19 protein-coding genes are annotated in these 26,585 nt (G+C 61.6%); 11 read left to right on the top strand and 8 right to left on the bottom strand.

What is annotated here, in order from left to right; genetic code table 11:
• Positions 1–108: 108 nt before the first annotated feature.
• From CO583_RS06065 to CO583_RS06075, 3 genes are all read left to right on the top strand, one after another.
• Entirely contained in the window at positions 109–1,413 is a 1,305-nt protein-coding gene (locus CO583_RS06065; RefSeq protein WP_248630617.1) for a murein hydrolase activator EnvC, read from the top strand.
• A gap of 139 nt (positions 1,414–1,552) precedes the next feature.
• Entirely contained in the window at positions 1,553–3,067 is a 1,515-nt protein-coding gene (locus CO583_RS06070) for a S41 family peptidase (protein WP_081562867.1), read from the top strand.
• Positions 3,068–3,071: 4 nt separating this feature from the next.
• Complete coding sequence (locus CO583_RS06075) at positions 3,072–3,569, top strand: RNA pyrophosphohydrolase (RefSeq protein WP_043557878.1); 498 nt, start codon at positions 3,072–3,074, stop codon at positions 3,567–3,569.
• On the opposite strand, the gene CO583_RS06080 is transcribed toward CO583_RS06075, so the two are convergent.
• The 3 genes from CO583_RS06080 to CO583_RS06090 are packed head-to-tail and all read right to left on the bottom strand — an operon-like array spanning position 3,545 to position 7,131.
• Positions 3,545–5,323, bottom strand: coding sequence for an ABC transporter ATP-binding protein (locus CO583_RS06080; RefSeq protein WP_248630618.1), 1,779 nt, complete (start codon positions 5,321–5,323; stop codon positions 3,545–3,547). The two genes, CO583_RS06075 and CO583_RS06080, sit on opposite strands and share 25 nt — an antisense overlap.
• A gap of 21 nt (positions 5,324–5,344) precedes the next feature.
• Positions 5,345–6,586: a CCA tRNA nucleotidyltransferase gene (locus CO583_RS06085; protein ID WP_248630619.1), complete on the bottom strand. Its 1,242-nt coding sequence runs from the start codon at positions 6,584–6,586 to the stop codon at positions 5,345–5,347.
• A complete protein-coding gene (locus CO583_RS06090) occupies positions 6,583–7,131 on the bottom strand; it encodes a DUF1285 domain-containing protein (protein ID WP_086442113.1) in 549 nt (182 codons plus the stop codon). The genes CO583_RS06085 and CO583_RS06090 overlap by 4 nt, the downstream gene beginning before the upstream one ends.
• Before the next feature lie 233 nt (positions 7,132–7,364).
• Here CO583_RS06090 and CO583_RS06095 point away from each other — a divergent pair, with 233 nt between their 5' ends.
• From CO583_RS06095 to CO583_RS06115, 5 genes are all read left to right on the top strand, one after another.
• Positions 7,365–8,405 (top strand): MoxR family ATPase, encoded by a 1,041-nt coding sequence (locus tag CO583_RS06095; protein WP_052348866.1) that lies wholly within the window; start codon positions 7,365–7,367, stop codon positions 8,403–8,405.
• 33 nt (positions 8,406–8,438) lie between these two features.
• A complete protein-coding gene (locus tag CO583_RS06100; RefSeq protein WP_248630620.1) occupies positions 8,439–9,359 on the top strand; it encodes a DUF58 domain-containing protein in 921 nt (306 codons plus the stop codon).
• Positions 9,356–12,112, top strand: a complete 2,757-nt coding sequence (locus CO583_RS06105) for a DUF4159 domain-containing protein (protein WP_248630621.1) — start codon at positions 9,356–9,358, stop codon at positions 12,110–12,112. The genes CO583_RS06100 and CO583_RS06105 overlap by 4 nt, the downstream gene beginning before the upstream one ends.
• Positions 12,109–14,214 carry a glutamine amidotransferase gene (locus CO583_RS06110; RefSeq protein ID WP_154981246.1) on the top strand — a complete coding sequence of 702 codons (2,106 nt, stop codon included), beginning with the start codon at positions 12,109–12,111 and terminating at the stop codon, positions 14,212–14,214. The genes CO583_RS06105 and CO583_RS06110 overlap by 4 nt, the downstream gene beginning before the upstream one ends.
• A gap of 123 nt (positions 14,215–14,337) precedes the next feature.
• Entirely contained in the window at positions 14,338–15,039 is a 702-nt protein-coding gene (locus tag CO583_RS06115) for an ankyrin repeat domain-containing protein (RefSeq protein ID WP_248630622.1), read from the top strand.
• Between the two features lie 97 nt (positions 15,040–15,136).
• Here CO583_RS06115 and CO583_RS06120 read toward each other — a convergent pair whose 3' ends face one another.
• The 5 genes from CO583_RS06120 to CO583_RS06140 form a co-directional block, all read right to left on the bottom strand.
• Entirely contained in the window at positions 15,137–15,340 is a 204-nt protein-coding gene (locus CO583_RS06120; RefSeq protein ID WP_043557871.1) for a hypothetical protein, read from the bottom strand.
• A 39-nt stretch (positions 15,341–15,379) separates the two neighbouring features.
• Positions 15,380–16,465, bottom strand: a complete 1,086-nt coding sequence (locus tag CO583_RS06125; protein ID WP_043557870.1) for a DNA methyltransferase — start codon at positions 16,463–16,465, stop codon at positions 15,380–15,382.
• Positions 16,462–17,097: a ribonuclease HII gene (locus CO583_RS06130; protein ID WP_081562861.1), complete on the bottom strand. Its 636-nt coding sequence runs from the start codon at positions 17,095–17,097 to the stop codon at positions 16,462–16,464. Before CO583_RS06130 ends, CO583_RS06125 begins: the two co-directional genes overlap by 4 nt.
• A 155-nt stretch (positions 17,098–17,252) precedes the next feature.
• Positions 17,253–17,978, bottom strand: coding sequence for a DUF4339 domain-containing protein (locus CO583_RS06135; protein ID WP_248630623.1), 726 nt, complete (start codon positions 17,976–17,978; stop codon positions 17,253–17,255).
• 29 nt (positions 17,979–18,007) lie between these two features.
• Positions 18,008–18,319 carry a CsbD family protein gene (locus CO583_RS06140; protein ID WP_227449673.1) on the bottom strand — a complete coding sequence of 104 codons (312 nt, stop codon included), beginning with the start codon at positions 18,317–18,319 and terminating at the stop codon, positions 18,008–18,010.
• Between the two features lie 261 nt (positions 18,320–18,580).
• Between CO583_RS06140 and CO583_RS06145 the strand changes: the two genes are divergently transcribed.
• From CO583_RS06145 to CO583_RS06155, 3 genes are read left to right on the top strand one after another with little or no spacing between them, the layout of a single operon-like run.
• Positions 18,581–19,777 (top strand): efflux RND transporter periplasmic adaptor subunit, encoded by a 1,197-nt coding sequence (locus CO583_RS06145; RefSeq protein WP_248630624.1) that lies wholly within the window; start codon positions 18,581–18,583, stop codon positions 19,775–19,777.
• Positions 19,778–19,832: 55 nt separating this feature from the next.
• Positions 19,833–23,021: an efflux RND transporter permease subunit gene (locus CO583_RS06150; protein WP_284438451.1), complete on the top strand. Its 3,189-nt coding sequence runs from the start codon at positions 19,833–19,835 to the stop codon at positions 23,019–23,021.
• Complete coding sequence (locus CO583_RS06155; RefSeq protein WP_249103270.1) at positions 23,018–26,275, top strand: efflux RND transporter permease subunit; 3,258 nt, start codon at positions 23,018–23,020, stop codon at positions 26,273–26,275. The genes CO583_RS06150 and CO583_RS06155 overlap by 4 nt, the downstream gene beginning before the upstream one ends.
• Positions 26,276–26,585: the final 310 nt, after the last annotated feature.

The raw sequence follows: 26,585 nt of genomic DNA on the forward strand, positions 1-26,585 counted from the left end.
GTCCCGCATGTCCCTGTCACTCATTCCTGCCTGACTGATCTCATGCTGTCAGATGTGTTTTTCAAGCCCCATACCATCCCACCCGGAAAGGGATTCCCAGGCAGGCTCATGCTCCCGAAACGCACCAGCACATCCCTCGCCCTCTGCTGGCTGCTGCCTTGCCTGATGCTGACCTGCCTTGCCGACCAGCATCAGGCCCATGCCGCCCCAGACCAGGCCGGTACTCTGTGGGGATCAAACACGCCCATTCCCACCACGGAGGCTGGCATCCGCAAGGCACGGGCTGCACGGCGGAATCTTCAGCAGCTTCTGGCCCAGAAAGCCCAGCTGCTCCAGCAGAAGGAAGAAGAAACCCGCAAGGCTGAAGCCCAGGCGCATCTCAGTGCCCGTCAGCTGGCCCGCCTGCGCCAGAAGCAGGCCAGACTGGCCCGGCAGCACATGCTCGTGGAACGTCACCTCACAAAGGTTTCAGCTCAGCTGGACCAGCTCAGTACGGGCAATGACCAGCTGAAAGCCGAAGAAAACACCATTCTTCTGGATGAAGCCACACGTCTTCCTGCCCTCCAGCAGATGAACACCACGCCAGAACTCGCCCTTCTTATGCCACCAGACAATCCAACCATCAGCCCTGCAGTTCCTTTTGCCCTTCTCGCCCTGCGCCACCAGCAGAACCGGGACGCCATGGCAGACAACATCCAGCGGCAGACCCATCTCCAGAGAGAGCAGATGCGGCTGACAGACCAGAGCCGTACCATCACAGCACAGGAAACCCGCCTCCAGACCAGCCAGAACGAGGCAGAAAGCCGGGCCGAGCAGGCGGCCATAAAATCGGAACAGGCCCAGCAGGCCCTGCTGAAGCAGCAGGCTCTACTGACACAGGCCCGCCAGAGCACGGAGGCCCTGACAGCCATCATCACCGTCCTGGCCCGGCAGGAAGCTGAAACACGCCGCCGCCTGCGGGCCCAGAAGGCCCGGTTCCACAAGCTGCACCAGCGCCACAAGGAACAGGAAGTGGAGCAGCAGGACCGCAGCTTCAACCCCGGCAAAGGGCTGATGCGGGGCTCTGCACGGGCCCCTGTGCAGGGGCGCATCGTCACACGCTGGGCACAGCCTACCGAGGCTGGCCCCGCCACGGGGCTGACCTACCAGACGGCTCCTTCCGCCCCTGTGACCGCCCCCTGCACGGGCCGCCTGCTCTTCAGCGGGGCCTTCCGCTCCTTCGGCCCCATGGTGATTCTGGACTGCGGGCAGAAACAGCGACTTGTTCTGGCCGGTCTTGGCACGCTCCAGCTACAGAGCGGCCAGTCCGTCCAGCAGGGGGGCGTGATCGGCCAGATGCCCACCCGGGACCCTCTCCTCTTCGTACAGCTGCGGCAGGGAACAAAGCTCATGGATCCGGCCCATTTCTTCTGAGGCCATGCTGAGTCCTGCCGGGAGTTTCACCCGTGCCGAAAACACTGTAAGCTGCCTCCATCATGTCTCCGGGCCAGGGCCCTCTCATATTGATCGCAGCGAACCGCCTGTCTTCTAAATGTTAAGGAATAGACCGACCATGAACTTCCGCACTGGCCTTATGCTGGGTCTTGCCTGTTCAGCCATGGGTGTTGCCTCTGGTGCCTTTTTTGCCAGTCGCCCGTCACTCGTCCCCCCCGCCTGGGCGCAGGAGATCACACACAAGGACAGCAACACGCCGGCCAACAGCAGCGACAGCAACAATGCTGAAACCGTCCGTATGCTGACACTGCTGGGCACGGTGATGGACATTGCCCATTCGGAATATGTCTCTCCCCTTCCCAACAAGAAGCTCATCCGCAATGCCATTGACGGAATGATCAGCAATCTGGACCCTCACTCCTCCTTCATGGATGCCCAGCAGCTCAAGGACATGCAGGATGAGATGTCCGGCCAGTTTGGTGGGCTTGGGCTACAGGTGCAGGGCGATGCCGGGCATGTACGGGTCGTCTCCCCCATTGATGGCACACCGGCCGCCAAAGCGGGCATCCAGTCCGGCGATGTCATCACCATGGTGGACAACAAGAGCATCGCCAACCTCACGCTGGATCAGGCCGTCCGCAAGATGCGGGGCAAGCCGGGAACGCAGATCACCCTGACCATCCTGCGCCCCAAAACTGGCAAGCAGCAGAACCTGACCCTGACACGGGAGATCATCCATGTGCAGATCGTCCGTTCCGCCCTCTATGGGCAGACGGGCTATATCCGCCTGAGTGAATTTGATGATTCGCTGGAAAAGGAGATGCGCAAGGCTTACGGCAAGCTGGTCCAGTCCGTCGCCAAGACGCCCGGCAAGACACTGAACGGCCTCGTGCTGGACCTCCGCTCCGACCCCGGCGGGAAGCTGGACCAGGCCATCGCCGTGGCCCGTGACTTCATCAAGGATGGAGAGATCGTCTCCATCCGTGGCCGCCACCCCGAGGGCAACCAGCATTGGGATGGTGTCGGCAAGGACATCACCCACGGCCTGCCCATCATTGTCCTGACCAACGCCGGCTCAGCCTCTGCCAGCGAGATCGTGGCCGGTGCGCTGAAGGACCATCGCCGGGCCATCATCATGGGAGACCGGACCTTCGGCAAGGGGTCCGTCCAGACGATCATTCCCATTGCCGACCAGGGGGCCATCCGGCTGACAACCGCCCGTTATTACACACCGTCGGGCCGGTCCATCCAGGGGCTGGGCATCACGCCGGACGTGCCCGTTCTGGCCAGCCGGGATGATGACAGCCTCTTTACATACCATGAGGCCGACCTCGCCCACACCATTACCAACACGGATGGCAAACTGCCCAAGGAGGCCCCACGGACGGACCTGCCCGCTTTCGCCAAGACCGTGGAACGTCTGCCCCCTGCCAAATGGCCTGCCTTCGACCCCACGAAGCCGGAAACGGACTTCCAGCTCCAGCAGGCCCTGCATTTCATCAATGCCCAGACTGGCGGGGCTGATGCAGCCCATGAGGCCGCCCTGCTCGCCCATCCACAACTGCCGCCACAGTCCCACGACACGGCCCCTGATGAGGCCAAGGACGACAGTGCAGCAAAGACGAAGAAATAAGCCCATGTCCCTGCGTGAAACACTGGCCTACCGCCCCAATGTCGGCATCGTCCTCTTCAATGGGAAAGGCGAAATCTTCATGGCCCGCCGTGCGGACCTGCCGGGGGACATCTGGCAGTTTCCGCAGGGCGGCATTGATGAGGGCGAAGAGCCGGAACAGGCCGTCTGGCGGGAAATGAAAGAAGAGATTGGCACAAACAACGCCACCATGATCGGTAAGCGGGATGGCTGGTTTCTCTACGACCTGCCGGACCACCTTATCGGCAAGGCCCTGCACGGGAAGTATCGGGGGCAGAAACAGCAGTGGTTCCTCTTCCGCTTCACCGGCCAGGACAGCGACATCAGGTTGGACACGTTTGAGGAAATCGAGTTCACCACATGGCGCTGGGTGCCGCCGGAGGATGTCCTGAGCGGCAGGTACAATCTGGGCTTCAAGAAGGACGTCTACGAACGGCTCCTGCCCGACATTCTTGCCATCTACCGGGCGGCGTCCAGAGCCTGAGCCTTCACCAGCCGGGCGTAAAGTCCGGCCCTGGCCATGAGCTGGGCATGGGTGCCCGTCTCGACAATCTGGCCCTGATCCAGCACCACGATGTGATCGGCACTCTGCACGGTGGAAAGCCGATGCGCCACGATGAGCGTCGTCCGCCCCTGCCGAAGCTGGGCCAGAGCCTCCTGCACACGGGCTTCATTCTCTGAATCCAGCGCACTCGTGGCCTCATCCAGCAGCAGCAGGCGGGGGTTACGCAGCAGGGCACGGGCCAGCATGATGCGCTGCCTCTGTCCACCCGAGAGCCTCTGCCCACCGGGACCGATGATGGTTTCCAGCCCTTCCGGCAGATCATGCACGAAATCCAGTGCCGCCATCCGGCAGAGTGCCTCCACCTCCTCCCGTGTCGCAGAGGGGCGGCCAAGATGGATGTTCTCCCGCACGCTCATGTCGAACAGGGCCGTTTCCTGACTGACATAGGCCAGATGATCCCGCAGGCTGGCCAGCGTGAGGGACCGTATGTCCACCCCCTCCAGTGTGATCGTCCCTTCCGTCACGTCAAAAAGACGGGGGATCAGGGCCAGCATGGTAGATTTCCCCGCCCCGCTCGGCCCGACCAGAGCCACGCTCTGCCCCGGCCTCACATCCAGAGATATATTTTTCAGGGCATGATGCCCATCCTGAAAACGATAGGATACATCCCTGAACACAAGGTGCCCCGGCCCTTCCGGCAGGGGCCGGGCCTCCGGCTGTTCCTGCACGCTGGCCGGTTCATCAATCACGGCAAAGATGCGTCCAAGCCCGGCCAGTCCTTCCTGCATGGAGGTGTTGAGCGACCCCAGGGCACGCAGAGGACGTGAGGCCGCAAACAGGGCGGCAATGAAGGCCGTGAAGTCCCCCAGCGTGGCCCCGCCCGTGGCGGCACGCCAGCCCGCAAACCCCAGCACGAAAGCGATCGCCACACCACCGATGACCTCCAGCATCGGGTCCAGACGGGCACGGTTGCTGGCAATACGGAAAAACATGTCATGCAGCCTGTCGAGAGCCGAACCGATGCGGTGATGCTCATGCTCCTCCATCCGGTAGATGCGTATCTGCCGGGACAGGGAGAAGCTTTCCGTCAGCAGGGCCGAGGCTTCCCCGACCTGCTCCTGCATCCCGCCGGAGGCCCGGCGCACCCGCCGCCCGAGCTTCTGCACGGGAATGATGGCTAGGGGATACAGCACGACCGCAATCAGGCTCAGTTCCCAGTCCGTCCAGATCATGGAGGCGACAAGCCCGATGATGGTGATGACGTCCCCCAGCGCATTGACCGAACGTGTCAGGGCTTCCCTCATGGCGAGGGCATCCGTGGTGAAGCGTGCCGCCCAGCGGGCGGGAGCCTCTCTTTCAATCCGGGCCACATCCGCCTTCAGGGCATGGATGAACATGCGTTCCTGAAGACGCCGCACGACCTGAAGGACCAGTGCCTGCACGCAGACATTCTGCCCATACTGGGCCAGAGCCTTGGCCCCCGTCACGACCACAACCAGCAGGGGAATCTGATACAGGATGCGGGGATCATGTGCCGTGAACATGTCGATCGCCCGCTTGATGACAAGCGGATAGGCCGCCGTCAGCAGGGCCATGACGACCGTCAGCACGAACACGGCCAGCAGCATGAGCCGGTGCCGGGCAATGTCCTCCCGCCAGAGCCTCCGCATCAGGGGGAAGGTTGCCTCATACGCTGCCCTGTCCGCAGGGTGCCTGCCTGTCTGCTGTGTCATGCAGACCTTCTAGCAGCCCCCTCAGGAAGGGGAAAGCTGGTGGCTCACCCAGTCCCGACATGCCCCGGCATCGGGACGGCAACCCTGTGTGAGCCACCAGTGCTGCGTCTGTTTCAGCCACCGCCCCATTTCCGGCCCCGGTTTCACACCCAGAGCAATCAGGTCCCGCCCCGCCAGAGGGAAAACGGGCTGCTCCACGGTTTCCAGCCGGTGCCGCAACTCATTCCAGCTCCCATCAGGCCGTCCCAGCTCCTGCGCCTGCACCAGCCAGCTTCGCAGCAGCAGGATGGACCTGTCCTGCTGGAAAAGAACCCGCCGGATACCGTCATCATCCAGCGTGACCGCCAGTTCCGGCCCGTATCTGGCAAAAGCGGCCAGCATGTCCCGGCTCTCATTGGAGAGTTTCAGATGGGCACCGACATCCGCCATGCCCTGCCCGTCCCCTCCGCCGGGTGGATACAGGACGGCAAGACGATGCAGCGGCTCGGCAGGATCACCACAGGCCAGAAGACGCTCCAGACCAGACAGGGGCGCATGATGCGGCAGCAGCACGGCAAGGGTGCCCGTTTCCTCCATCAGTTCCAGCGTTCGCAGAAGCTGCGGGCCTGACAGGATTTTCAGCAGCTCCATCGCCACACGCTCGACTGAAAGACGGGTCATCGTCTCCCGCAGGCGGATGATGGCCTGACAGGCCTCGCCATCCGGTTCGCCACGGCCATAACGGGCAAAAAAGCGGAAAAACCGCAGGCACCGCAGGGCATCCTCCTCGATGCGCCGTGCCGCCTGCCCGACAAACCGTACCTTCCCGGCCCGGAGATCATCCAGTCCGCCGAAATAATCATGCAGCTGCCCATCCTGATCCAGCGACATGGCGTTGATCGTGAAGTCCCGCCGCTGCGCATCTTCCTCCCAGTCATCCGTCCAGGCGACGACAGCATGGCGGCCATCGGTACTGACATCACGCCGCAGGGTGGTGATTTCATAAGGGTGATGGTCAATCACCGCCGTGATGGTTCCATGCTCAAGGCCGGTCGGTATCACCTTGGCACCGACCTCTTCCAGCCGCCGCTGGGCTTCTCCCGGTGGAACCGGGCTGGCCAGGTCAAGATCATGCACGTCGCGACCACAGAGCAGGTCCCGCACACAGCCTCCCACCAGCCGGGCCTCCGGCAGGGCCTGCCAGATACGGGCCAGCCCGGCGTGACCGGACACATCGGACAGGGCTGCCAGAAGGGCGGCCGGAGATGGTGTCCTGATGGTCACACGCACAGCTCCTCAAGGTCGTCCACGGTCTCATCCGGCAGGCGGGAAAGCGGGAAGAACATCCCGTGGCTCCAGACTCCCATGCAGGGTTCACCCCCCACGCAGCCCGGAACGGCCAGAGCCGCCAGCTCGAAAAGGACCGCCCGGCTGATGCGGGCCAGAATGGGCTGCCCGCCTGCTCCGGTCCTCATGTGGATGTAGGGCACGGTCGCTCCATCAGCCGGGCGGTCCCAGTCACACAGAAGGGGATGCTCCGCATCCACACAGAAAACCTCATCCAGATTGGTCCGCAGGCACAGTGTCTGCGTCTTTTCCGAACAGCCCCTGAAATCCAGCTCCACCGCCAGAAAGGGAACGTCATCCACCTGTATGACGCCAGCCTCGGTCGGCGTCCGCAGCCAGTAACGTCCCTGGCGGTCCCGGTCGAGGCAGGAGGCGAACAGGCAGAGCATGGCCTTGCGCCGGATGGGCGTCCCCCGGTACAGCCATGTCCCGTCCCGCCGGATATGGAAAGGCAGGTGCAGGACCATCTCATCCTCGGACATCACGGCCTCATCCGGCCCCTCCAGCGGGGGCACCGGTCTCTCATAAGGCTTGATGCTCATGATCTCCTCCCTTTCCGTCCTTCCATCACGATGGACCTGCATGATGGTGTGCCACTTTCCTGCGACCCTCTCTTTTTAAAAGGGCCTCTTACATGGTAGCTTACCGCCTGCCCCAGAGTTGGGAATGATCCCGGCCTGTTAAAACCCCCCTACCCTCTGTTTCCGAATCTGTAATGACCCAGCATCCTTCTGCCTCCGGCCCGACATCCTCCCCCCAGGACAGGGCGTTCCACCATGATGACACGGTCCGTGCCTTTGATGGGCTGGCCCCCAGGCTGAAAACGCTCGTACAGGAAATTGGCCGAATCGTCCTCGGGCAGGAAACGGTCATCGAGCATGTCCTCACAACCCTGCTGGGGGGGGGCCATGCGCTGCTGCTCGGGGCGCCGGGGCTGGGGAAGACGCTGCTGGTCAATACCTGCGCCCATGTTCTGGGGTTGGAAGACAGCCGCATCCAGTTCACGCCAGACCTCATGCCCTCCGACATCACCGGGGCAGAAATCCTGGAGCAGGATGAACAGGGCAGGCGCCATTTCCGCTTCCTGCCCGGCCCCCTCTTCGGGCAGCTGGTGCTGGCGGACGAGATCAACCGCGCCAGCCCCCGCACCCAGTCCGCCCTGCTTCAGGCCATGGCGGAGGGGCACGTCACGCAGGGTGGCAAAACATGGCCCCTGCCCAAGCCATTTCATGTTCTGGCCACCCAGAACCCCATCGAGCAGGAAGGAACCTACCCCCTGCCAGAAGCCCAGCTTGACCGTTTCATGATGCGTATTCCGCTGGATTTTCCGGCACGGGAGGCCGAGCGCCGGATGCTGCTCCAGACCACAGGGGCCACGAAACGGAAGGCTGAACGCATATTTTCCACCGCAGAGCTTCTGGCCACCCAGAAACTCGTCCGCACGCTGCCGGTCGGGGAAACGGTCGTGGAAGCCATCCTGACCATTGTCCGGGGCCTGCGGCCACAGGATGAAACAGCCAGTGCCGAGGTCCGTCAGTCACTGGATTACGGCCCCGGCCCCCGTGCTGCCCAGGCCCTGATGATTGCCAGCCGGGCACGGGCCATGCTGCATGGCCGTCTCTCCCCCTCGATGGAAGATGTCCGTGTGCTGGCCGAGCCTGTTCTGGCTCACCGCCTGGGCATCAGCTTCGCCGCCCAGACGCAGGGTGTGGATGCCCGGCAGCTCATTGCCGCCCAGCTGAAGCGCCTCGGCTAGGCCGGGCTCCCAGGCGGTTCCCAGAGTACGGACATGGCCAGCTCACCCTCCTTCTTCCAGCGGTTTTTTGGCACTCGCAAAGGGCGTGATGCCGCCCCGCAGCCTGTCTCCCTGCCGGAGCTGGTTCTCTCAGCCCGAGGGCTGGCAAAGCAGCTGCGCAATGGCCCTCACGGCAACCGCAGAGCCGGGGACGGACATGAATTCTGGCAGTTCCGTCCCCATCAGCCAACAGAACCAGCCTCCCTGATCGACTGGAAACAGTCTGCCCGCTCGCCGGAACCAAACCTGCTCTGGGTTCGGGAGCGGGAGCAGCATGCCCCCCGGCCACTTTTCATCTGGGTTGACCCCTCTGCCTCCATGCGCTGGCGATCTGCCAACAGCCTGCCCAGCAAACATGACACCGCTCTGGCTGATGCCCTGGCCCTTGGCCAGGCAGCCCTGCTGGGCGGTGAGGATGTGGGCATTCCTGGCTTCCGGTCCCGTTTTTCCGGTCATCAGGCCTTGCCCCGTCTCGCCCATGCTCTCATGCAGCTTCCTCCCCGTGACGATACTGGCAGGGATGCGGTCCTGCCCAGCCTGACAGCTGTTCCCCCTCATGCAGCTCTGCTGCTCGTCAGTGACTTCCTTTGGAAAGAGGCCACCGTGCAGCATTGCCTGGCGCCGCTGGCCACCCATCCCGGCCACATCGCCCTGCTGGCCGTGCTGGACCCACAGGAGCATCGCCTGCCCTTCAGCGGGTCTGTCCAGTTTACCAGCTGCGAGGCTGAACCGGACCTGACACTCCCGGCCACGGAGAACCTGCATGAGGCCTATCAGGCCCGATTGACCGAACATTTCAGCCAGCTTGAAAAGATCGGAAAGGGACAGGCGCCCTTCTTCCGCCTCCATGTCACCGACCATCCTGCCCTGCCTGTCCTGGCGGACTGCCACACCTTCCTGCGGGGGCGGGCATGATCCTTCTCTCCCCTTACCTGCTGCTGTTCCTGCTCCTCCTGCCTGCCCTGTGGTGGCTGGTCCGGGCCATTCCTCCCCACCCCCGGCAACAGCGTTTCCCCTCTCTCATCCTGCTCCGCAGGCTCTCGCCTGTCCGGCAGGATGCCGCACGCACGCCGCTCTGGCTCCTGCTCCTGCGCATGGTTGCCTTGGCCCTGCTCGTTCTGGCCTTTGCCCGGCCACTCCATCTCCCCGGACAGGACCAGCAGACCCCGCAGAAACTGGTTCTCATTCTGGATGATGACTGGGCGGCTACCCCACACTGGGATGACCGCAGAAAAAATGCCCTCGCTCTGGGAGAAGCCACACTCCGCTCCGGCGGGCGGGTGACCCTGCTGCTGAACACGCCAGAGGCGGACGGCCACATGCCTCGCCCCTTCCAGCCCGGTGACCGCACTGCCCTGCAACAGTTTCTTGCCGGTCTGTCCCCCCACACATGGCCTGGGGACCGGCAGACCCTCGCCCGCCAGCTTCAGGCGCTCGCCCCGGACCTGCATGGAGCAACGGTCATCGCACTTTCCAATGGCCTGGCACAGCCGGGGGATGAGGCCCTGCGTGCCGCCCTTCAGCCTGCCCACCGGACCGAAGATGTACGCTGGCCCCGCTGCGACCTCATCCGTCTTTCCATCCGGCAGGAAAGCCAGCTAACAGCACAGGCGGAAACACTCCCCGACTGCCCGGAGCAGACACGCCGCCTGCTGGGCATGACGCTGGAAAAAGACGGACATTTCGCCGTCCTGGCCGATACGCCACTTCCCACCGGAACCTGGCGTACCCTGCCTGACCCGGACCATTTCGATGCCTTCAGCCTGCCATCCGTTTCCGGTCCGGCGGGCATGGTGCTTCTACCCGGCAGGACGGACCAGCACCGGGTTGGCCTTCTGCACATCAATGGTGATGATGCACCGCTGACAGGTAGCGGCTTCTACCTGACCCGTGCCCTGCAGGCTGTCATCCCCTATCAGGAGGGCACTGTGGACAGTCTCCTGCCCCGCCACCCGGACATCATCATCGCCACGGATGGCACACTCTCCGATGCGGGGCTGAGCGACATACTCGGCTGGGTCCGCAAAGGAGGCATCCTGATCCGCTTCGCAGGGCCGGAACTGGCCCGCCAGAGCCAGCAGACCATGAAAGACGATGACGCTGCTCTTCTGCCCGTGCCCCTCCTCTCCGGCATGAGGCAACTGGGGGGCCCCATGTCGTGGGGCAGCCCGCAGAAACTGGCTCCCTTCCCGGCAGACACCCCTTTCGCCGGGCTGACCATCCCCGAAGACGCCACCGTATCCCGTCAGCTTCTGGCCCAGCCCACGGATGACCTGTCCCGGCATGTCTGGGCCACGCTGACCGATGGCACCCCCCTCGTAACTGCCCGGCAGGAAGGCGGCGGCCTGATCGTCTTCTTCCACATCACCCCGACGGCAGACTGGTCCAGCCTGCCACTCTCCGGCCTTTTCCCCCAGATGATGGAACGTCTCATCACCCGTACTCCCATCATGCAGACAAAGACAGGCACCAATCACACCACCTCGGACGCCCTGGCGCCATGGCGGGTCCTGACTCTCGACAAGACCCTCGTACCGCCATCCCCCGCCATCCGCCCTCTGCCCAGCACGACAGAACAGCCTGTCGATGCCCTCCATCAGGCCGGATTCTACGGAGGGGCTGCCCAGCATCACCCACTCAATCTGGCAGACCATCAGCCCCCTATGGCAGATGAAGCCGCTCTCGGTCCGATCAGGGCAGCAGGGCAGGCCACGCCAGAACAGCCCCTCTGGCCACCCCTCATGCTGCTGGCCCTCGGGCTGATCCTGCTGGACCTCTACCTCTCCCTCGGTCGGGCCGGACTGTTCCGCATGGCCCGCAACGCCACTCTTTCCCTGGGAGCCGGGCTGCTCATCGTGACGCAGTTGCAGGCCGCTACGACGGGGCAACCAGCCTCGGCCCCGCAGGCTCCTGTTCCTCCTGCGGCTCTGGCCATCCGTCTGGCCCATATCCAGACCGGTAACGCAGACACGGATGAGGCAGTCCAACAGGGGCTTGAAGGGCTGACGCACTTCCTCAACCAGCGCAGCACCACACATCTGGACAGTCCCGTAGGGGTCGTGCCGGGACAGGATGATCTGGCCTTCTATCCTCTCCTCTACTGGCCTGTCATACCCGGCACCCATCTGGATCCAGCCGGGAAAACAGCGCTTGCCCATTACCTCCAGCACAATGGCATGATCCTGATTGATGAGATGGGCGCAGGCAGCGCCATGGACGGTACGGATGGCCAGGCTACCCGCACCGCCCTCAGACAGGCCATGGAGGGACTGCCCATCCCACCGCTTGCCAGACTGACCGACCAGCACACCCTCTCCCATACCTTCTATCTGCTGCACGATTTTCCCGGTCGCATTGCTGGACAGCCCGTCTATGTCGCCCGGCAGGGAAACAATGATGACAGCGAAACCGTAAGCCCTGTCATCATCGGCAATGCAGACTGGGCCCATGCCTGGGCCATTGACCAGAATGGGGAGCACCCTTTCGCCGTCATTCCTGATGGCGAAAATCAGCGGACACTGGCCTACCGCTTTGGTTTCAACACCATCATCTATGCCCTTACCGGCAACTACAAGAACGACCAGCGCCATTATCCAGAGATGCTGAAACGTCTCAGGAACGGGGATGATGACAGCCCTGATGACGCTGATGAAAGTGAGGCTCCATGACGGACGCCCTGTCTTCCATCATCTGGGCACCATTCCTGCCCCCTTGGCTGCTTGCAGCACTGGCGGGCCTATGCCTGCTCCCTGGTCTCTATGGTGCCCTGCGCGGAAGGCGGGATGTCCTCTGGCGGGTGGGTGCCATCCTGCTGGGGCTGCTCTGGCTGGCCAACCCCCGGCAGATACACCCCCACATGCAGACCCAGCCACAGGATGCCCTCCTCGTGGTGGATGTTTCCCCTTCCATGGACATCGGGCAACGGAAAGCTCTTGTCCAGCAGGCTCGTGCCCAACTGCTGCGCCAGGGCCGGGCACTGCATGACCTGACAATCCATGAGCTGGAAGTTTCTGGCGGGCATGGCCAGGGCACACGCCTTTTCGACGCCATGGACCATGCCGCCCTCTCCCTGAACAATCCGGCAGGCATCTTCCTGCTCACGGACGGAATGGATCACGACATTCCCGACCAGCTTCCCCCGTCCCTCAAGGACATGACAGGCCGCATCATTCCCCTGCATCTCCTGCTTTCCGCCAGAGGGGAGGAAACGGACCGGCGGCTGCGGGTTCTCAGTGCCCCCCCTTATGTCATCATCGGCCAGACGGCCCATATCCGTGTTCAGGTCGATGATCTGGGAACGCCTGGCGGGCAGCCTGTCGATATTCTGGACCATGGCCCTGACGGCCAGACGAACATCCTCGCCCATACGAAGAGCGGCCAGCCCGTGGAGCTGGATGTCCCCGTCACCCATGCCGGGCTTACCCTGAAGGAGCTCACGGCCTCCCCCCTGCCGGGTGAAGCTTCCCTGCGGAACAACAGTACCATCATCCAGCTTCAGGGCGTGCGGGACAGGTTGCGTGTCCTGCTTGTTTCCGGTGTACCCAATCAGGGGGCCCGTGTCTGGCGCACCCTGCTGAAGGCCGATCCATCTGTTGATCTGGTCCACTTCACCATTCTGCGATCCCCCGATACGGAAGATGATACCCCCCTCTCCGACCTCGCCCTGATCCCTTTCCCCACGCATGAGCTTTTTGCCCAAAAGATCAACAGCTTCGACCTCATCATTCTGGATGGCTTCCGCAACCAGAACATTCTGCCGGAGAGTTATCTGGAAAATATTGCCCGCTATGTCCGCAAGGGTGGTGGGCTGCTTGTGGTTGGTGGGCCGGAAATGACACAGCCGGGCACGTTGCAGGATACACCTGTCGGCGCCATCCTCCCTGCCCATGTCCCCTCTGAACAGGGTATCATGACACAGCCCTTCTCCCCCAGACGGACCGCCCTCGGGCTGTCCCATCCCGTCACGCAGGCCCTGCCGGAACAGGGCCCCTGGGGCAAAGAATGGGGCCCATGGTACAGGGCACTCCGTACGGACCAGACGCAGGGCCGTACCCTTCTGGCCACACCTTCAGGGGCACCGCTGCTGGTGCTGGACCAGAAGGGACAGGGGCGTGTGGCCATGCTTCTCTCAGACCAGATCTGGCTCTGGTCCCGTGGAGAAAAAGGTGGAGGACCACAGGCCGAACTGCTGCGCCGCCTCTCACACTGGCTGATGAAGGAGCCGGAACTGGAAGAAAACCAGCTGGACGCCCATATCGAGCAGGGGCAGCTGCATGTCAGCCGCACCAGTCTGGCTCCTCTGGCCAATGTTCAGGCTGACATCATCGACCCGGATGGCCATCATGCTGTCCTTCCCCTCTCCCCCGTGCCGGGGCGTGACGGTATCTGGACAGGCAGCCTGCCCCTGCCATCACGGCCTGAGCAGAATGGCCGGATATGGACCGTCCAGCAGGGCGGGCTGAGCACGACCGTGGCCCTGCCTGAAACCAACCCGCTGGAAGACCAGGACCTGCGCAGTACCGCCACAAGGATGGCCTCCCTCGTGAGCCGCTCCGGTGGTGGCCTGTTCTGGCTCGGAACAGGGACCATCCCGGAGATCAGACAGGTCGCCGAAGGCCATCCCCTGCATGGAACAGGCTGGGCAGGGCTGCCCCTGCATCAGTCGGCCCTTGCAGCGGGCGGATCCAGCACGGCTTTTCTGCCAGGATGGCTGGCCCTCATCCTCATTCTTGCCATGATGGGCCTTGGCTGGTGGCGTGAAGGACGGTAAAACGGCAGCAGGCCATGCTGTGGTGCCGTCACCCTGTGAAATTGACAGGCCCTGCCACTGCCTGACATGATGCCTGCGGCCTGTCCCCCGTAGCTGGTAGAAAAGAAAGCACTGTTCCCGATCATGCGTCCATTGAGTTCATTCCTGCCCCGTCTCGCTTTCGCCATCGGTCTTTCGGCTGCCTCCGTTGTGGTTCTGCCACACCGGGCCCATGCCCAGTCCGCCGATGAAGCCGAGGCCGAGCAGGAAGCCATGGACGCCCAGAAACAGGCCGAGGCCCGCAAGGATGCACGACGTGCAGCGCCACCTTCGGCCCTGCCCGGCGCAGAGACGGACAGCGGCGACAACAGCCATGCCCGGATGGACATCAACCCGACAGCCGCCCTGTTTGATGCCATCAACCGTGGGTCACTCATCGGCGCCAAAGAGGCCCTCAGCCGTGGTGCTGACATCAATGCCCGCAACGTGCTGGAGCAGACGCCTCTGGACCTTGCCATAGACCTTGGCCGCAATGACATCATGTTCCAGCTGCTTTCCCTGCGGACCTACAACCCCGATGGCAAGCTCATCACCAGCGCCACGCATGATGAGAGCAGCAACCATATTACCGTCAATGGCCAGGCCAGCCTTGCCGCACGTGCTCCTGCGCCTGTTGTGGAAAATCCGGGCCAGCCCGTCCCCTCGGTCGGCTTTCTGGGCTTCGGGGGGCCGGCAGCCCCTCCGGCACGGACTGGAACAGCCCATGCCCCACAGCGCAGGCCCCACGCTATCGTGCATCACACATCCCATCCGCAGAAAGCTCCAGCCCCTCGGACTGCGCCCTGAGCCTCTTCCTTTGTTTTCACAAAGCATGACTGATCATGAAAAAAGCCCTTCCCGTGGTCTAACGGAAAGGGCTTTTTTCATGGCAGCTGCCGGATGGTCACGATGAAGCCATTAGCGGCAGAGCGCTATAATAGATGATGGAAATGCCCGCCAGACAGATGAGAAAAATCAGCAGGTCCCAACAGAAACAGACAAAAGCGGACTTCTTCTGCGGGCGCATGATGATGAAATGAAACAGAATGGCAAAAACCAAAGCTATGACGGCAATGACCAGCCCGGTATGTGTCTCCAGAAAATCCATGCGTCGTCCCTCCCCTTCACATCTCTGAAAAGCCGTTTTTCAGGCAGTTCGGCGCAGCAGATGTGTCTCCTGCCGCAATGTATCAATGGACAGGAACTGCCCGTCCCGTTCAAAATACCAGAAGGTCCAGCCATTGCAGGAGGCCGCATTGGTCAGCAGGGCCCCCAGCTTGTGAATGGATCCCCGATGCTGGCCGGATACCAGCGTTCCATCCGGTGAGACACGAGCCTTCAACCGCTTCTGGCGATCATATACCACCGTACCGGCAGGCAGGCTGCCATTCTCCACGAAAGACCCGAATGGAATGCGGGGCATCTCCCGTTTGGCCGGAGTGATCTCCAGCTGGTCTGCTGGCAGAACTTCCACCCGCTCCAGCCGGGCTTCTGCTGCCTTGATGTAATCCGGATGCCTCTCAATGGCGAGATAACGGCGCCCCAGCTTTTTGGCCACGGCTGGGGTAGTCCCTGTCCCGCAGAACGGGTCCAGCACCACATCATCTTCTACCGTTGCGGCCAGCAGGGTCCGGTGCAACAGACTTTCCGGCTTCTGGGTCGGGTGCAGCTTCAGCCCGTGATCATTCTTCAGCCGTTCATTCCCCGTGCAGAGAGGCAGGTACCAGTCCGACCGCATCTGAAGGTCCTCATTGAGTGCCTTCATCGCCTGATAGTTGAAACGGTATTTGCTCTCCGGCCCCCGGGCAGCCCAGATCAGCGTTTCATGGGCATTGGTAAAGCGACGCCCCCGGAAGTTGGGCATGGGGTTCGACTTGCGCCAGATGATGTCATTAAGAATCCAGAACCCCAGGTCCTGCATGATCGCACCAAGACGGAAAATATTGTGATAGGAGCCGATCACCCAGATGGTTCCGTCCTTGTGCAGCAGACGGCGTGCCTCACCCAACCAGGCACGGGTAAATTCATCATAAGCCTCATAGCCCGTGAATTTGTCCCAGTCATCATCCACGCCATCCACCACGCTCTCATCCGGGCGACGAAGCTCTCCCCGCAACTGAAGGTTGTAGGGAGGGTCAGCAAACACGCAGTTCACGCTGGCATCCGGAAGTGTCTTCATCACCTCCACACATTCCCCGCGTAAAATCCTGTTCAGGGGCATATCCGCTTTCATGCTGCGTGAACCTTTGCTGCGATCATCTGTCTCACAGGGGCAAAACTGCGCCTGTGATGGAGGGTTATCCCCTCTTCTTTCAGTCCCGTCAGATGATGTGCCGTGCCATAACCAGCATTCCGGTCCCAACCATAATTACCATGGCGCATGGCGAGACGGGTCATCAGCCTGTCCCGCACGACCTTCGCCAGGATGGAAGCTGCCGCAATGGACAAACTCCGGCTGTCACCCTTGACGACCGTCTCCACACGGCAAGGCAGGGATGGTGCCCTGTTGCCATCAATCAGGGCAACGGCGGGCCATTCTCCCAACGCCTCGGCCAGACGGACCATGGCCCGCCGCATGGCCAGATGGCAGGCCTGACCAATATTCAGCCGATCAATCTCCGGGACGGATGCCGCACCAAGAGCCGCACAGACCGTATCATCCTCCAGCAGAGCGGCATAAGCCTTCTCCCGGCGGCGGGCCGTCAGCTTTTTTGAGTCATCCAGCAGTCCGGACAGCAGAGGAGATGGTGGCGCACGGAACACAACCGCAGCCGCCACGACCGGCCCAGCCAGAGGGCCACGGCCGACCTCGTCCACACCGGCTACAAGCCCGTCATACTGTTCTTCCAGGCTGTAATCCGGCATCGGGTCCTTCTTCCACTCGCCTCACACGGCACATCATCAACGTGAGGCCGATTCTGAATCACTCCGAGTCGAAAGGAAAGACCTTTTTTGAAATAAAATGAGTCAATAGGAAAAATTATGCCCTGCTGGCCGGACAGACAGAAGCCGTCTGGCCGTCAGAGCTCCACATGCCCGTTCTGGTCCGGACTTCCATCAGAAGATGCCCCGGACCCTCCATCACCATGAGACGCCTGACCATCCTGCCGGGGAAGCTCACGAGGGGACGAAGCAACCGGTTTTTCTGCCTGTTTCAGCTTCAGGAGCGGTTCAAAACCCGGTGGAGGATTGGAGAGAAGAATTCCGGCTTCCAGGAAGCCCAGGAAAAGGCAGGCAGCAAACAGCACCACCCCACGGCGCAGCACTTTCATGCGGCACCAGAAATAACCCGGCAAGAACAGCCACCACCAGAAAGAAGGAGGTTTCACCCCAGCCCGGGCCAAGGTCTGGCGGTCCTTTATCAGCGTCAGAAACAGGATGACGTAAATACAGACACCCGTTACCGGCCGGTCCGGCGTGACCGCCCAATGTGTCCGCTGCCCGACAACGAGAAGAAGAAGGTCAACCAGCCCGGGAACCAGCATCAACCAGGCCCAGACGGACGACACCGCTCCCGCCACTCCTTCGTCCCGTGTGGATGACCGCCCACCCACGGTGACAAACAGCCGCACACCGGCGGAAGGCGACACAAGCCCAGCCTTGCTGGCCGGACGCCACTCATTCCCGAAACCCGGATGCCAGACGAGGGTTTGCGGCCGAATATGACGATGAATGATCAGCCGCACCATCTCGCTCTGCGATACTGGCCCAACCTCCCGACCATCCCGTTCGTAATACCAGTGCATGAACCCTCTCCGGCCTCCTGTTCCCTGCTTCAGCCACGCTTCCTGAAGAAGAGGCGTCCGATCACCAGCCCAACAAGGGAAACGATCCCCAGGGCAACGAAAGGACGCTCCTGAATGAAAGCGGCTACAGCCTCCAGGCGGCTTTCATTGGCATCGTAGAGATCCGCAAATTCATGTTTGGCACGACCACCCAGCTGGTCAATCTTCCCACCGGCCTGCATGGCAGCATCACCAGAAATCGCACCGACCGTGTCCTTCAGCCGACCTTTGGCTTCCTGCACGAAACCCTCGGCCTTCATCGACGTTGTATCAACCATTCCATCACTCCCAATCAGCGCCATGCATTTCCATGCACCGTTTCACCTGTGGGCCCCAGTGCACTGCATGACGGGGCCACCCCGCAGATATGTAACCCTCATGGATTTTCTTCAAGAGGGGGACAGCCGTCCTCCCCCCTCAGGAGGAAGGTATTTTTGTGACTGCCGAATGTTTAGGTGCAATTCTGGCCAAGCATCTTTAATATGCGCCGGACTTTCTGACATAATGTCGATGACGTGCATGTCATGCACCGTTTCCCCAGCCTACAGGAGTGCCCTGCGACCATGAGCGCCGCCCCAGCTTCAGAAACCCGGCAGCCCGGCAGGGGGAAAAAATGGTGGATCATCGGGGCTGCCCTGGTCGCCATCCTGCTTTTCCTTGTCCTGCGTCCTCATGCCGGTGGTGGGCAGACCACCATGGCCCATGGCGACGTCGCCCAGGCCGTAGCCGTGGAGGCTGCCCACCGGGCCGATGTGCCGGTCATTCTCCAGCTGCTCGGTACGGTTGTCCCCATCACCAACGTCACCATCACACCCCGTGTCAGCGGGCACATACTGGCGGTCTATTATCAGGAAGGGCAGCACGTCCACCGTGGGGATGAGCTGGAACTGATCGACCCCCGCCCCTATGAGGCCACGCTGCACCAGTACATGGGCACCCTGGCCGCCGACCGTGCGCAGCTGGCCAAGGCCCGTGTGGACAATGCCCGCTACCAGAAGCTGATAAAGCAGAACTCCACATCGGCCATGCTGGCACAGGACCAGGCCTTCACCGTCCAGCAGCTTGAAGGGCAGGTCGCTTTTGACGAGGCCAATGTCCGCAATGCCGCACTGAATGTCCTGTACTGTCACATCGTCGCCCCGGTGGATGGCCGGGTGGGTATCCGTGCCCTGGATGCCGGCAACTATGTCACGGTCGGGCAATCCGGCGGGCTGACAACCCTGACCCAGATGCAGCCCATTTCCATCATCTTCACCCTGCCGCAGAACAGCCTGCCGGATGTGCAGGACCAGCTGAACAGCCATCCCAGCCTGACCGTAGAAGCCTGGAGCAGCGACAACACCCGCCGCCTCGCTACCGGGACGGTCAATGCGCTGGACAGCCAGATTGATACGGCTACGGGGACCGTACGCCTGCGCGGCATCTTCCCCAACGAAACGGAGCGGCTTTTCCCCAATGAGTTCGTCAATGCCCATCTCCTCGTCCAGACACTGAAAGACGCCCTCGTCGTGCCCGGCAATGCCATACAGACAGGCCCTGACGGTGCCTTTGTCTATGCCGTACAGCAGGACATGACCGTGGCCATCCGCCTCGTGAAGACAGGCTATAGCGATGACCACCATACCGTCATTCTTTCCGGTCTCCAGGAAGGGGACCAGGTCGTGACAGATGGCGTCAACCATCTGCGCCCTGGCAGCAGGGTCACCATTGCTGCCGGGCCCGGTTCCTCACCGAACCCTGCCACCACCCAACCGCACTGATGCCTGCAAGGATGCCCACGCCCCTCTCCTGCCCGCCGACCGGAAGCCCGAGCCCGTGAATCCCTCGCGCATCTTCATCGAACGTCCCGTTGCCACCAGCCTGCTCATGCTGGCCATCATGCTGGCCGGTGTGCTGGGGTACCACTTCCTGCCCATCTCGGCCCTGCCGGAAGTGGAATATCCCACCATCACGGTCTCCACCTTCTATCCCGGTGCCAGCCCGGACGTGATGAGCACCTCCATCACCGCCCCGCTGGAAACACAGCTGGGACAGATGGCCGGGCTGGACCAGATGACCTCACAGTCCTCCGGCGGCGCCTCCGTCATCACGTTGCGCTTCGGGCTGAACATGAAGATGGACATTGCCGAGCAGGAAGTGCAGGCCGCCATCAACAATGTCGGCTCCCTGCTGCCCAGCGACCTGCCTGCACCCCCCATCTATGCCAAGGTCAACCCGGCGGACACGCCTGTCATGACGCTGGGCATCACCTCCCGCATCATGCCGCTGCCGGAGGTGGAGGATTACGTCAACACACGGCTTGTCCAGAAGATCAGCCAGATTTCCGGCGTCGGGCTGGTGACGCTCTCTGGAGGCAACCGCAAGGCCTACCGGGTGCAGATCAATGTTCCAAAGCTGACCTCCTACGGCATTGCACTGGATACGGTCCGGACCATCATCGGCACAGTCAACGTCAACTCTCCGACAGGGACCTTCGATGGTCCCCAGCACGCCACCTCCCTGCGGATTGACGGGCAGATACAGTCTGTCGAACAGCTGATGGACCAGGTCATCGCCTATCAGAACAATGGGCCCATCCGCCTCCGTGATGTCGGGCGCGTGGTGGAGGGCGCAGAAAACAGCCAGCTTGCCGCCTGGGCCAACAGGACACCGGCTCTCATCCTCAACATCCAGCGGCAGCCCGGTGCCAATGTCATTGCCGTGGCGGACAATGTGCTGGCCATCCTCCCCCGCCTGAAACAGGAACTGCCACCGGGCATCGACATCATCCCCCTGACCGACCGCACGACCACCATCCGGGCGTCCGTCAAGGATGTGGGGTTCGAGCTTGTTCTGGCCATGCTGCTCGTCGTGGGGGTCATCTTCGTCTTTCTCTGCAATGTTCCGGCCACCATCATTCCGGGTCTCTCCGTCCCCCTCTCGCTGATCGGCACCCTGTCGGCGATGTACATGCTGGGCTTCTCGCTGGACAATCTGTCCCTCATGTCCCTCACCATCGCCTCCGGCTTTGTGGTGGATGATGCCATCGTGGTCATCGAGAACATTTCCCGCTTCGTGGAGGCTGGGGACGACCGCTACACTGCGGCCCTGAAGGGCGCAAAGGAAATCGGTTTCACCATCATCTCCCTGACCGTCTCCCTGATCGCCGTCCTCATTCCCCTGCTCTTCATGAGTGACGTGGTAGGCCGTCTCTTCCACGAATTCGCCATGACGCTGGCCATCACCATCACCATCTCGGCCCTGGTCTCCATCACGCTCGTGCCCATGATGTGCGCCCGGATGCTGAGCGAGCATGGCCCCACCAGACATGGCCATACCCGCCGTGAAGGTCGTCTGGCCATGTTCGCCCGAAAAACCGGCCAGATGATGGACTGGTGTATCCGCCATTATGACCATGCTCTCGGCATCGTCCTGCGGCACCAGCCCCTGACACTGCTCACCACGCTCGCCAGCCTCATCATGACCGGCCTGCTGGCCTGGTCCATCCCGAAAGGCTTTTTCCCCCCGCAGGATACGGGAGTGATCCAGGGTATTTCCATCATGCCAGCCAACATCTCTTTTGAAGGCATGAAGAAAAAGCAGGCCGAACTGGGAGCGCTCCTCCTCCAGAACCCGGATATTGTCAGCCTCTCCTCCTTCATCGGGATTGACGGCCAGAACATGACACTCAATTCCGGCCGTTTCCTCATCAATCTCAAGCCCAAAGAGATGCGGACCCACTCACTGGCAGAGATACAGGCCGGACTGGAAAAAGCCGCCACAGCCCTGCCGGGAGTTCACCTTTATACCCAACCCGTACAGGACCTCTCACTGGAATCATCCGTTTCGGCCATGCAGTACCAGTTCCTGCTGGAAACACCCGATTATGATGACTTCTCCCTCTGGGTGCCCCGCTTCCTTGATGCGCTGAAACATGAACCCTCTCTGGGAGGGGTCACCTCCGACCTTCAGGCGGATGGTCTGACCGCCATGCTGACGCTGGACCGGACCAACGGTGCCCGCTACTCCATCACCCCGCAGACGGTTGACAACCTGCTCTATGACAGTTTCGGCCAGCGGCAGGTGTCCACAATCTACACGCAGTCCAACCAGTACCGCGTGATTCTGGAGACAGACCCACGCTTCCAGAAACATGAAAGCAGCCTCTCCCAGCTCTATCTGCCCGGCATCTCTTCGGAGGCCGGAGGCAGCACGAGCGGCCCCAGCCGCCAGCCCACATCGGGACTGGTCCCGCTCCTCCAGGTCACGAGCCTTTCCCGCATCGTGTCTCCCCTGCTCATCACCCATTACGGGCAGTTCCCCGCCACGACGATCTCCTTCAATGTCGCACCGCATCATGCGCTGGGGGAGGCCACGACAGCCATTGACCATATCCGCCAGAAGATAGGCCTGCCCGCCACATTCCAGACAGCCTTCCAGGGGACAGCAGCCGCCTTCCGGAATTCCCTGACCAATGAGCTGGGGCTGGTCGTTGCTGCCATCGTGGCCGTTTATATCGTGCTGGGTGTGCTGTATGAGAGCTTCATCCACCCCGTGACGATCCTTTCGACCCTGCCCTCGGCGGCCATCGGTGCCCTGCTCGGGCTGTACGCATTCGGTATGCCGCTGGACATCATGGGCATCATCGGCATCGTGCTGCTCATCGGCATCGTGAAGAAGAACGCCATCATGATGATCGACTTCGCCCTCCAGGCCGAACGTCAGGACGGGCTGGCACCTCCCGAAGCCATACGCCAGGCCGCCCTGCTGCGCTTCCGCCCCATCCTCATGACAACCCTTGCTGCCCTCTTTGGGGCGCTGCCGTTACTTCTCAGTGTCGGGACAGGGGCGGAGCTGCGCCGCCCACTGGGCGTGGCCATCGTCTTCGGGCTGATGCTGTCCCAGCTTCTCACCCTTTTCACCACACCTGTCATCTATCTCTTCATGAACCAGTGCAGCCTGAGGGTGAAGCGCTTCTTCCGGACCTCAGCCGATGACAGCGGCCTGCCTGCCGATACACCGTGAGTCTGATCCGCCTCTTCGTCACCCGGCCTGTCGGCACCATCCTCATGACACTGGCCATGTTCCTTGCAGGCTGCATCGGCTATGTGAACCTGCCTGTCTCCGACCTGCCTGATGTCGATTTTCCGGTTGTCATGGTCATTGCCAACCAGCCGGGCGGGTCTCCCTCCGAAATCGCCAGCACGATTGCCGAACCACTGGAGCGCCACCTTGGCGCCATCGCTGGAATCCGGGAGATCACCTCCCAGTCCACCGTGAACCAGACCCGGATTCTTCTCCAGTTCGATCTGTCCCGGGACATTGACGGGGCTGCCCGGGATGTACAGTCCGCCCTGCGGGCCGCCCGGCAGGACCTGCCCACCACCCTGCGCAGCGACCCAAGCTACATGAAGGCCAACGCAAACGGGCCGCCCATCATGGTCCTTTCGTTGACTTCACCCACCCGCACGCCGCAGCAGCTCTATGATTTTGCCAACAATGTCATCATGCCCGGCCTCAGCCAGGTCGAAGGGGTAGGCAATGTGGACATCCATGGCAGTGCGCTGCCTGCTGTCCGGGTGGAAATCAACCCCCTGCGCCTCTTCCGTTACGGCATCGGCTTTGAGGACATCCGGGCCGCCCTGACCTCCGCCAACGCCCATACACCAAAGGGCTTCATAGAGCTTCAGGGGCAGCGCCTCATCCTTGCCACCAACGACCAGGCCACGAAAGCAGGTGCCTACCGGTCTCTCATCATCGCCTACCGCAACGGCCAGCCTGTGCGTCTCTCCGACGTGGCTGATGTCGTGGACAGTGCAGAGGACCTCCGACAGGCCGGTTATGTCAACGGTGAGCCGGACATCATCTGTACCGTCTATCCCCAGAGCGGGGCCAATGTCATCAGAACAACCGATGGACTGAAAGCCCGCCTGCCCCAGCTGCGCACGGCCCTGCCGGGCAATACGAAACTGGACCTCCAGCTGGACAGGTCCATCACCATCCGGGCCTCTCTGGCCGATACGCAGCGCACGCTCATCCTGTCCGTCATTCTGGTCGTGTTCGTGGTGCTGCTCTTCCTGCGGGACGGTATTGCCGTCCTCATCCCGGCCATTACTGTTCCCGCCTCTATCGTCACCACATTCGCCCTGATGGATCTCCTTGGTTATCAGCTCGACATCATGTCGCTCATGGCCCTGACTATCGTGACCGGCTTTGTGGTGGATGATGCCATCGTCGTGCTGGAAAACATCACCCGCCACAGGGAAATGGGCAAGACAGCCCAGCAGGCTGCCATAGAAGGCACCGGAGAAGTCATTTTCACCGTCATTTCCATCACACTGTCGCTGATCGTCGTGTTTGTGCCCATCCTGCTCATGGAAGGGGTATCCGGCCTGTTCTTCCACGAATTTGCCATGACGATCATTCTGGCACTCTGCGTCTCCATGCTGCTCTCCCTCAGCCTGACCCCCATGCTCGGGGCCCTGCTGCTCGCCCCGGGGGACAGATACCGCCCCACTCTGGTCCGGCGAGGCCTGCGCTGGTGTGGGGCCAGGCTGGATGATGGCTTCCGGATGCTGACAGCAGGCTACATGAGGTCACTCCATGCCATCATGCGCCATCCCGTACCCGTACTGCTCTCCCTGCCTCTCAGCCTGCTGCTGGCAGGCTGGCTCTTCGTCATCCTGCCGAAGGAACTGTTTCCCCAGCAGGATGAAAGCATGCTCATGGGACGGCTGGTAGCTGACCAGGACATTTCCTTCCATGCCTTGCAGGCCCTGACCATCCGGGTGGAAAAGCGGCTGGCAAAGGACCCGGATGTCGTCAGTGTCATTGGGGGGCCGGGCAAGCGTTCCGCCAACTCCGTGAATCTCTTCGTCACGCTGAAGCCAAAAGCCGAACGGAACGATGATATTTCCGCCACGGTCAGCCGGCTGAATCACATATTCCGACACAGGGCCGGTTTTTCCATCAGGTTGCGCCTGCCCAGCATGATCGGCGGAGGGGCACGATCAACAGACGGCGCTTATCAATACAGCCTTCAGGGCGACTCTGCGGAGGAGCTGTATCAATGGACACCCCGGGTCGTGACGGCGCTCTCCCACCTGCCCCTGCTCTCGGACGTGACCTCCGACGTGGAGGAGGGTGGCCGTGGCATCACGCTGGCCATCAACCGGGACATGGAGGCCCGCTACAGCATCACACCACAGCTTGTCAGCAACGCCCTGTACGACGCCTTTGGCCAGCGGGCTGCCTCCATCATCTATGAGCCCCTCAACCAGTACCGTGTCATCATGGAAGCTGCGCCCGTTTTCTGGGCCGATCCCGCTTTTCTGGAACAGATGCGTGTCAGTGTTACAGGGGGAACGGCCAACGGGGCCTATGCGTCCAACAACATCCGTGTCCGGGCCAGCAGCCGCCCTGCCACCATGTCGCAGAGCCAGCTTTCCTATCTGAATTCCGTGGCCAATGCTCTGGCCGGTGGCCGATCAGCCTCCAATGGTTCGGCTGTTACCACCAGCAGCGAAACCATGGTCCCCCTGCCATTGCTCGGACCGCTGAAAGCAGTCAATGCGCCGCTTGCTGTCAACCATCAAGGCCAATTTGTCGCCACGACCATCTCCTTCAATCTGGCACCGGGGGCCAGCCTGGGACCCGCCATACAGGCGGTGGAAGGCACCATGGTCCGCCTTCACCTTCCCCACACCATACAGGGGGGATTCACCGGCAACGCCGCCAGTCTGAAAAAATCCGTCAGCCGGGAGCCACTCCTGATCCTCACAGCACTGGTAGCCGTCTATGTCGTGCTGGGCATCCTGTATGAAAGCCTGATCCACCCACTCACGATTCTCTCCACACTGCCTTCTGCCGGTGTGGGGGCTCTGTTGACCGTTGATCTGTTCGGGCAGCCTTTTTCACTTCTGACCCTGATCGGCGTCATTCTGCTCATCGGCATCGTCAAGAAAAATGCCATCATGCTGATCGACTTTGCCACCCATGCCCGCCATCAGGGCAAGACGGCAGAGGAAGCCATTCTCACAGCCAGCCATCTGCGTTTCCGCCCTATCCTCATGACAACGGCAGCCGCTGCCCTCGGAGCTGTTCCACTGCTTGTCGGTGGTGATTATGGCAGTGAAATGCGCCAGCCCCTTGGCCTCGCCATCCTGGGGGGGCTCTGCCTCAGCCAGCTTCTGACACTCTATACGACACCACTTGTCTATCTGTCACTCGACCGGCTGAGCCACAGGGTGCAGCGTTCACTCTTCAAGAAACATACATGACGTAATCTGCCCTCCGTATTGGAAAAACAAAAATCTCCTCCAATACGCCATGACAGATGTGATCGAATCATTCCTTGGAGAGAAAATTGCTTCAGAAAGACTGAAATACCTGATGGTTGTATGCATCGTATCTTATATATTCTTTTTTTGGATCAAACAGATGAAGAAATCATAAATTCAGCCATGCGTGGGGACCGACAGACCTGTGACGGAAGGAATAGGCATCCACATACAGACCTGTCATCACACCACATTCAGACAGGCTGAGCCTGTTAAAAATTCTACTGCACATCTTTTGCCATCCTGGCTC

The organism is Parasaccharibacter sp. TMW2.1882, assembly GCF_023337635.1.
GTDB classification, from domain to species: Bacteria; Pseudomonadota; Alphaproteobacteria; order Acetobacterales; family Acetobacteraceae; genus Bombella; species Bombella apis.